This window comes from Streptomyces sp. CBMA156, assembly GCF_014596515.1.
Lineage (GTDB): Bacteria > Actinomycetota > Actinomycetes > Streptomycetales > Streptomycetaceae > Kitasatospora.
Window position 1 is genome coordinate 1 of sequence record NZ_MSJQ01000415.1, and the last position, 8,489, is coordinate 8,489.

At 69.9% G+C, this 8,489-nt stretch carries 6 protein-coding genes and 1 pseudogene; 3 read left to right on the forward strand and 4 right to left on the reverse strand.

What is annotated here, in order from left to right; all coding sequences use genetic code 11:
• A partial coding sequence (locus BU198_RS37005; protein WP_188301193.1) for an MFS transporter occupies positions 1 to 589 on the forward strand: 589 nt, incomplete at its 5' end.
• On the opposite strand, the gene BU198_RS37010 is transcribed toward BU198_RS37005, so the two are convergent.
• Complete coding sequence (locus tag BU198_RS37010) at positions 556 to 1,404, reverse strand: PaaX family transcriptional regulator C-terminal domain-containing protein (protein WP_223245453.1); 849 nt, start codon at positions 1,402 to 1,404, stop codon at positions 556 to 558. The genes BU198_RS37005 and BU198_RS37010 overlap by 34 nt on opposite strands.
• Positions 1,405 to 1,473: 69 nt before the next feature.
• On the opposite strand from BU198_RS37010, the gene BU198_RS37015 reads away from it, so the two are divergent.
• Entirely contained in the window at positions 1,474 to 2,511 is a 1,038-nt protein-coding gene (locus BU198_RS37015; RefSeq protein ID WP_223245454.1) for an alpha/beta hydrolase family protein, read from the forward strand.
• A gap of 6 nt (positions 2,512 to 2,517) precedes the next feature.
• Positions 2,518 to 3,186, forward strand: a complete 669-nt coding sequence (locus BU198_RS37020) for a saccharopine dehydrogenase NADP-binding domain-containing protein (protein ID WP_188301195.1) — start codon at positions 2,518 to 2,520, stop codon at positions 3,184 to 3,186.
• Positions 3,187 to 3,724: 538 nt separating this feature from the next.
• On the opposite strand, the gene BU198_RS37025 is transcribed toward BU198_RS37020, so the two are convergent.
• The 3 genes and pseudogenes from BU198_RS37025 to BU198_RS37035 form a co-directional block, all read right to left on the reverse strand.
• Positions 3,725 to 4,282, reverse strand: a complete 558-nt coding sequence (locus BU198_RS37025; RefSeq protein ID WP_188301196.1) for an Imm1 family immunity protein — start codon at positions 4,280 to 4,282, stop codon at positions 3,725 to 3,727.
• Positions 4,283 to 4,289: 7 nt separating this feature from the next.
• Positions 4,290 to 7,745, reverse strand: a complete 3,456-nt coding sequence (locus BU198_RS37030) for a polymorphic toxin-type HINT domain-containing protein (RefSeq protein ID WP_188301197.1) — start codon at positions 7,743 to 7,745, stop codon at positions 4,290 to 4,292.
• 302 nt (positions 7,746 to 8,047) lie between these two features.
• Positions 8,048 to 8,489 (reverse strand): annotated as a pseudogene (locus tag BU198_RS37035) (hypothetical protein); the annotation flags it as partial.

Consider the following 8,489-nt stretch of genomic DNA (forward strand, 5'->3'; position numbering starts at 1 on the left):
CCTGAGGCTGTCGCTGGCCGTGGTCTGCCGCTCGATCGCGTTCGTCGGGCTGAGCACCTTCCTCTCGCTGTTCGCCGGCCAGCGCCTCGGCGGCGGTACGGCGACGGGCAGCGCGGCGCTGGTGGTGCTGTACGCGGGCGGCGCGGTGGGCTCGGTGCTGGGCGGCGCGCTGGCGGAGCGGTGGGGGCGGGTCGCGGTGTCCCGCTGGTCGTACCTGGTGGCGGCGGTCGCGGTGGCCGGGCTGCTGCTGGTGCCGGGCCCGGTGCTCTACCTGTTCGTGGCGCTGACCTCGGCGGGGCTGTACGTGCCGTTCTCCTTGCAGGTCACCCTGGGGCAGGACTACCTGCCGTCGCGGATCGGCACGGCGAGCGGGATCACGCTGGGGCTGACGGTCAGCATCGGCGGCCTGGCGAGCCCGGCGATCGGCAGCCTCGCGGACGCCACCTCACTGCGCACGGCGCTGCTGCCGCTGGTGCTGATGCCGGTGCTGAGCTGGGCACTGTTCCGGACGCTGCCGGAGCCGGTCGCGCCCGCGTCACCGGTGCGGCCCGGCGGTCAGGAGGTGACCTCCGCGACCACCTCCGCGTAGGCGTCGAACAGCCGCGGCGCGCCCGGCCAGGGGTCGGCGAGCAGCAGGGCCCAGCAGCGGGCGACCAGCGCGCGGGCCACGGTGCCGGGCCAGGGCCGCGGCAGCAGCTCCGGGGGCAGCAGCGGGTCCGGCTCGCCGGCCTCGGTGAAGACGGCGGCCAACTCGACGGCCACGGTGAGCAGTTCGGTCTCCGAGAGGCCGCCTTCGGTGAGCCGGGTGAGCTTCTCGGTGGCGAAGGCGGCCAGCCGCCGGTGGCCCTCGGCGATCTCCTCCAGCGGCCACCAGCGGCGGGCCAGTTCCCGGGGCTCCGCGGTGTCGCCGGTGTGCAGGTCGCGGGTGCTCAGCAGGGTGAGGTTGCCGAGGACGCCCAGGGCGCCGGCCGCCTCACGGACGTCCGGTTCCCAGGGGTGCGGCGAGACGTACAGCCCGTTCTGCACCGGGGCGCCGCCGAGCCGCAGCAGCGCCTCGCGCAGCCCGTCGCGGGCGGTGCGGTCGCGTTCGGGGACGGCGAAACCCGCCAGGTGCCAGACGCCGTCCCAGGGGGCCTCGCCGCGGTCCTGGGCGTACATCAGGGCCAGGTACCCGACGTCCGGTTCGATCTCGCGCCGGGTCGCGGCGGCGGCGCGCAGCAGCGCCCGGCGGCCGCGGCCCTCCTGGACGAAGCGGCCGTCGGCGGTGAGGCGCCTGATGGTCAGCCGGACCTGCTGGTCACTCATGCCGAGCCGGCCGGCCACGGCGTAGAGGTCGCCGCAGTCGACCGTGCCGTCGGCGCGGACCAGCGCGTCCACCAGTACCCGGGTCGGGATCTCCTGCATGACGATCATCCTAGTGTGTTCATATCTGCTACGGTCGTTTTCAGAACGATCGATTGGTGAGTGAGCGATATGAAGATGTTCGGCAGACACCGGTGGCTCTGGGGGTCGCTGCTGTCCGTGGTCGTGCTGCTGGTCGGCGCGGGCGGCTGGGTGGTGTACCAGAACGAGTACGACCTCACGGAGGAGCGGGTCACCGTCACCGGCGGGAAGCAGCCGCTCCAGGGCGTCCTGGCCAGGCCGGCCGGCGGCCACGGACCGTACGGACTGGTGGTCTTCGTCCACGGCGACGGACCCGTCGACGCCACCCACGACACCTTCTACCGGCCGGTCTGGGAGGCCATGGCGAAGGCCGGGTACGCGTCGCTCTCCTGGGACAAGCCCGGCGTGAACAACGCCCCCGGCAACTGGCTCGACCAGAGCATGCAGGACCGCGCCGACGAGACCCTCGCCGCCATCCGCTGGGCCAAGGCCCAGCCCGGCATCGACCCGGACCGGATCGGCCTCTGGGGCGCCAGCCAGGCCGGCTGGGTGATGCCCAAGGCTGCCCGGCAGTCCCCGGACGTCTCGTTCGTGATCGCCGTCGCCCCCGCCGTCAACTGGCTCCAGCAGGGCCGCTACAACCTGCTCGCCGAGCTGAAGCAGCGGCACGCCTCACCCGAGGAGACCGCCGCCGCCGTCGCCCGCAGCGACCGCAACCAGGCCGCCCTGCGGACCGGCGCCACCTTCGAGCAGTACCGCGCCGCCGGCGGCGTCACCGAGGGCCTCACCCCCGAACGGTGGGCGTTCAACAAGCGCAACTACCCCTCCGACGCCACCGAGGACCTCGCCGCCCTCCGCATCCCGGTGCAGCTGATCCTCGGCGGCCGGGACGTCAACGTCGACAGCGACGACACCGAGGCCGGCTACCGCCGCACCATCACCACCCCCGGCCTGCTCCGGGTGCAGCGCTTCCAGGACTCCACCCACACCATGGTGTCCGAGGACGTCGAGCACTCGGCACTGCGCAGCACCGTCCTCGCCATCGCCGCCCCGCGCTCCCTGTTCACCCCCGGCTACCTGGACTCCATCCGCGACTTCCTGACCTCGCTCGACCACCGGAAGGGCTGACCCACGATGAAGCTGCTCGCCCTCGGCGGAGCCGGCGCGATGGGCCGGATCGCCGCCCGGGCCTCGGCCCGGGTCCTGGCCGCACTGCCCGGCGCCCACGAACTGGTCATCGCCGACCGCGACCTCGACGCCGCCCGCCGCGCCGTCGCCGCACTCGCCGCCGGCTCACCGGTGCCCGTGCGCGCGACCCGGGCCGACGTCACCGACGAGCGGGAACTGCACACCGCCCTCGCGGACGCCGACGCCGTGCTCAACACCGTCGGCCCGTACTACCGCTACGGCCTCGACGTGCTGCGCGCCGCCATCCGCACCGGGACCCACTACCTGGACATCTGCGACGACTGGGAACCCACCGTCGCCATGCTGGACCTGGACGAGGAGGCCCGCGCCGCCGGAGTCCGCGCGGTCGTCGGCATGGGCGCCAGCCCCGGCATCAGCAACCTGCTCGCCGCCAGGGCCGCCGCCCGACTCGACACCCTGACGGACGTGTACACCGCCTGGCCGGTCGACGTCGGCCCTCAGCCCGACACCTCCCTCCGGGACCCGGGCGGGGCGGTCTCGGCCGCCGCCGTGCACTGGATGCAGCAGATCAGCGGCACCGTCGACGTGAGGCCAGGTCGGCGTCCCGCCTGCTTCTATTCGCTCCGAAACCTAGCCTTACTTAGCTATAGCTAGCCTTAGCTAGTCTTGATTGGGAAGATCCTTCTCCCATCCGTCTCCCATCTGTCCCCATGGGGGACGGATGGGATGGGGCTCCAGATCCGGGATCGTTCGGTCAACCAGAGACGCCGTGAGCTATCGCCGTCGAGGGGAGTCGGACCCGTCGGGCTACGCGCAGGGGGCCGCCGCCATCAGGGTCAGCCTCTTGCTCGCTACATACAACAGAATCTTCAGGCGGCTGTGTCTCTGCGTCCTCGCGTCACGGTCGGCGCTCGTCCGCGCCGCGCAGCTTCAGCCCGCGTTGGCTGCGCGCTTCGCCGCCGTCGGCGCCACTGCGACTGAGCGCTTCACTTGGCCAGTTGAGCGCCCGGCATTGTTCCCGGGCAGCGAATTGCGAAGCCCCAAGAGCCGTTACACAGAAGATTGGTCCTGGGACGTCGTCGTTGGCCAGCGGCTTTGCTCAATCCGCCGAGTGAAGATGCGGCCCCGGCAGGGACTTTGAGTGGTCGTTGCCGGGGCCGCTGATAGATCGTCTTAGCAGTTGTTCGAAGCGTTAGGGGAGACTGTCCCAGTCAATTTCGTCATCGCCTACTGTTTCGATGATCGGTGCGCGGTCATCGCGCTGCCCGCTTATGGCTCCGCCGATCCAGCTGAGGCATTCTGGTCGGCCTCCGGTGGCAATTCGATTGAATTCTTCGACGGCCTGGCGTACCTGCGCGATCGGGAGAGTGCTGGCTGGGTCATGAAATAGCGGATAGCCGGGATCCGAAACGACCTGCGGGTCGAAATCTGGTGGCTCAGGATTATCGGACACCCACGTCTTGCCCCATGCGCCTCCCCTCTGCGGGTGGTCGTCAGTGGAGAACCAGATCAGACCGCCATAGCCGGAGGATGCGTTGATGGACACCATCAGGCAGTTGTTGGGCAAGGTGTGATCGTCGTATGGCGTTTCGGAGAACGAGAATAGGGCAATTTCTCCTGGCCTCCAGTCCGGACCTCCGCTTCCCTTCTCTGCAAGGATTTCGAAAGCCTCGGAGACTGCCTGGGTCTTTTCTTCTGGCGTCTCGCCATAGCGCCATTTGCCGTCGATGTGAACATTTAGAAGCATCATCTTTCACCTATCCGGTAAAATCTTCCGCCGCGCCCTTTAGGCGGATCGGCTCATCGGCGAGAACGCCAAGTTCATTCTTGTACCAAACGATCAGAGTGTAATCCTTTGGAAGGATCTTGGGCACTGCTACCGCGCAGGAGAGCGTGCCCGTGCACGGACCCCCCGGTTTGTTGATCACAATCTCCAGGGTTTTCCGCTTGACCTCCTTCATCCGCCATGCGAGCTTCACCTCGACATCGGCAACAATGGAACTATTCTTAGGGAATCCAACGGTCTGCAGGTAGGCGTCGATCGCATCCCTGCTCTTACTGTATCCGCTTTGGATGGCCCCGGCCTCGTTTATTATATCGTCTGCTTCCCTGGTCAAAACAAAACCCTTTGTTTTTTCATTTTTAACCCAGTTTGGAAGCTTGTCGGCGATCTTCTGGACCTGCCGGTAGCATTCGAGGCTGGCGTTATGGGCCAGCAGCGCAATGTTTCCGGCCAGCACGTAGTACGTGTGCAGGTCGGCGACGGTCAGGTTGTAGGCCGGCTGCAGCGCAGTCCAGTGCCGGATGGAAGCAACCTGGGCGGTGGCACCGTTGTCAGTGCGCAGGGTGTCGCCGACCTGGACGGCGGCTGCGTCGGTCCAGGTGCGGGTTGACTCTACCCAGAACGGGTGGTGGTCGGTGGCGGTGACGGACCCCTTGGGTCCGTTTCCGGGATCGACTGTCAGCTCGGTGAAGTCGCGGTCGTCCGGGGTGTAGATGGTGTTCGTCACCGCGCGCGGCCCGCTGACACCGGTGACCGGGTCGGTTGCAGTCACCAGATCGCCGACGCTGATGGTTTCGATCGGGCGGGTAGTGCCGTCTCCCATCAGAACTGCAGTGCCGGCGGGGAAACTGTTGAGTGTTCCTGGCGGGACAATCGGGCAGGTTTGCCCGTACACCGAGATGTCGCGCTCGGCTTCCAACTGCTGAACCAGTGAACGTTCGACATTACGGTCTTGCCGCAACGCCTCGAGTGCGGCGTCGGTGCCGGTTCCGGTCTTGAGCGAGTTGCGGAAGTTGGCGACGGCGTCGGCGGTGGCGGTGAGTTTGGCGAGGGCTGCTTTGTTGTAGCCGTCGAGGGAGGCTTGGACGGCGAGTTTGGCGTCTTCGATGCCGATGCCGGTTTCGAGGGCGTAGCGGAAGGCGACGACGGCCTTGGCGCCCTTGGCGAGGGTGCCGTAGGGGATGAGGTTGGATGCGGCCCACGCGCAGGCGCTGGTGGGGCCGGGGTTGTGGTAGCAGTCGACGATGTCTTTGGTGACTGCGGCCCAGAGGTCCTCGACGCCGTGGTTCTTTGGCTTGTAGTGCTTGAGGTAGTCGCCGTACGTCAGCTCGATGGTCTGCGGGTACTGGACGTCCAGCGGGTTGCTGCTGACGAGGACGGTGTTCCAGGTGGTGTATTTGCCGGTACAGGCGGTGATCGACAGGCCTGGTTCCGGGCAGGTCCTCATGGTGTAGCTGGTAGTTCCGGTGGCCCTCACGGTGAGGTGGAGGGTGCAAACCGGCTTTCCTGCCGGGTCGAGGTGCCAGACGCTGGTGTCCAGGGGCTTGATCTCGTTGCCGTAGATCGACAGCATCATGTCGCCCGCTGCGCAGCGGTCCAGATCGTTCTGGATGACCTCCGTTTTCGGGTCGCCTTGGAGGCCGCCTTCGATGTAGGAGATTCGGCCCTGGTCGTCGACCGTTGCGGTCTGGCTTTCCAGTGCGCCGGCGAGGGTGCTGGTGCACTGTTTCGTGTAGAAGGCGTCCCAGGCTTCGGCGGCTGCCTTGTTCGCTTCGTCGCGGCTCTTGCCGGCGGCAACGGCCGAGGCGTTCGCCCGGTCCCGGGCGTCCTTGGCGTCGGCCGCGTACTTGCTGGCCTGGTCGGCGTATCTGGTCGCGGCGGCTGCCGAGAAGTTGGCGCTGCGGGCGGCGGCGTTGGCGGTGGCTGCGGCGGTCTGGGCCTGCTTGGCGTAGCCGGCGGCCTGCTGGGCGCTTGTCTGGGCGGCTTGCGCGGATTGCGCGGCTTGGTTGGAGAAGGCCTGGGCTTGCTGAGCGGACTGCTTGGCTGTGCTGGCGTAGCCTGCGGCTTCGTTGGCGGCGCCGCGGGCGGTGGCGGAGGACTGGGCGGCCTGGGCGGCGTACTGGCGGGCCTGGGCGACGGAGCCGTCGATGCTGGCGAGGTAGGAGGCGATGGTGGCCACGTGGGCAGCGGTCATCGCGTCGCGCTGTTGGGCCTTGGGAAGGCCGGTCTTCAGGAACGGCTCGAGGCGGTCGGTGGGGCCGGACAGGACCGCTTGGGCGGCTGCCTTGACCTCGGGTCCGCCGTTGGCGAGGGCCCGGCTGACGAGGACTCGGTTGTCGTCGTCGCGGGCCTTGTACTGACCGGTGGTCAGGAAGGCGCGGACGTCGTCGATGGTGCCGTCGAGGGCCTTGCCGGCGGCTTCCTTCACTCCTGGTCCGCCGTTGGCCATGATCTGGGACAGGGCGACGCGGTCGTCGTCGTCCTTGCCCGGGTACTGGCCCGTGGCCAGGAACGCGCGGACCTGGTCGGTGGTGCCGACGGCCGCGGTCTCGGCGGCCAGGCGCAGTTCCAGCTTTCCGGCGGACTGGGTGATGGCCAGGGCGCTAGTGCGGTCGTCGTAGTCGCGGGCGGTGGTCAGGCCCGAGGCCAGGAAGGTCTGGACGTCGGTGTCGTCGCCTTCCAGGGCGCTTTGGGCGGCGGCCTTCGTCCACGGGCCGGCGGTGTCCAGGAGCCGGAAGGCGACTTGACGGCCCTTGAGGACCACCGCCTTCGGGTCGGCGCCGGGCGCGGTGGCGTCCTTGACGAGTTGCTCGGTGTCGGCGGCGAATTTGGTGGCCTTGCCGGACTCCCAGGCTGCCGCCTTCGCCTTCTGGTCGGCCTCGCGGGAGGCTTCGTCGGCGGTGGCCATCTCGGTGGCCTGCTGAGCGGCGAGGCGCTCCGCGTCCGAGGCGCGGGCGATGTCGGCGACCTTGTGGGCCTGGGTGGCTGAGGCCGCCGCGGAGTTGGCGCTGGTGTCGGCAGCGGTGGCGGCGGTCTGGGCGATGTTGGCCTGGGTGTTGGCGTCGCCGGCGTGTCTGGCGGCTTCCTCGGCGGCTGTGGCGGCGGCTTCGGCGTGCGAGGCGGCCTCGTTGGCGGCGCCCTGAGCCTCAGTGGCTGCGGAGGAGGCCTGGTTGGCGATCGCGACGGTGGCGTTGGCCGCGCGGGTGGCCTCCTTCGCCGCGGTCTTGGCGCGGGCTGCGGCGCTGCGGGCGCGGGCGGCGTCGGGGGCGGTCGGGGCGGGGGCGGCCGGGGCGGCGATGGCGGGCGGCGCGTCAGGAACCGGCTGCGCCGTGCCTGTCGCCGTGCCGAGGAGGACCTGGCAGACGGCCCAGACCGCGAGGAACGCGCAGGACAGCGCGGCCGCCGCGGTCCGACGTACGCGTCGCTCCACTCCGGACCCCTCCCCGCTCGTGCCGTCACCCGGTCCCGTCCGCAAGAACCTCTCACTGTAGGCGACGGCCCCGCGGCGGGGGAGGCCGGGTGGCGGAGCGGCTGGGGCCGGCGCAGGTGGCGCGGCGGGCCGGGTGGCGGATCGGGAGGCGTTCAGTGGGCCGACTCTCAGCCCGGACGGACCCGTCCACCGGCTGCACCTCCCCGGACGGTCGGACGGCCGGCGGAACAGGGGAACGGCAGAACGACGGAGCGCCGGTTCCCTAGGGGAACCGGCGCTCCGTCAGAAAACCCTCCCCGGGCTCAGTCCTTGGCCGCGCCGCGGTCCTCGGACTGCTGCCGGGCCCGGCTGAACTCGCCGGTGCCGACCCGGGCGGCGAGGGTGTCGTCGGGGCCGGAGAGCAGCGAGCCGTAGCCGGTGGCGGCCCAGAGGCTGCGGTCGGCGGGCATCTCGAAGTAGGGGATGGTGCGCCCCTGGTCGCGGACGGCGAGCACCTGGGGTGCGCGGCGGGCGCGCAGGGCCTGGGCGCAGTCCTCGCAGACGGCGACGTCGACGCGTTCCCGGCGGCCGAGCGGGCGCCAGGTGGTGCGGCGGACGGCGGCGCCGTGCCGGGGGTCGAAGAAGCACAGCGGAAGCCGCGGTTCGGCTGCGAGCGCGGAGCGGCCTTCGGCGGCCAGGGCGAGCACGCCCGCCAGGTCGGGGATGCCGCGGGCGGCGTCCAGGACCCGGCCGGCCGCGTCGTAG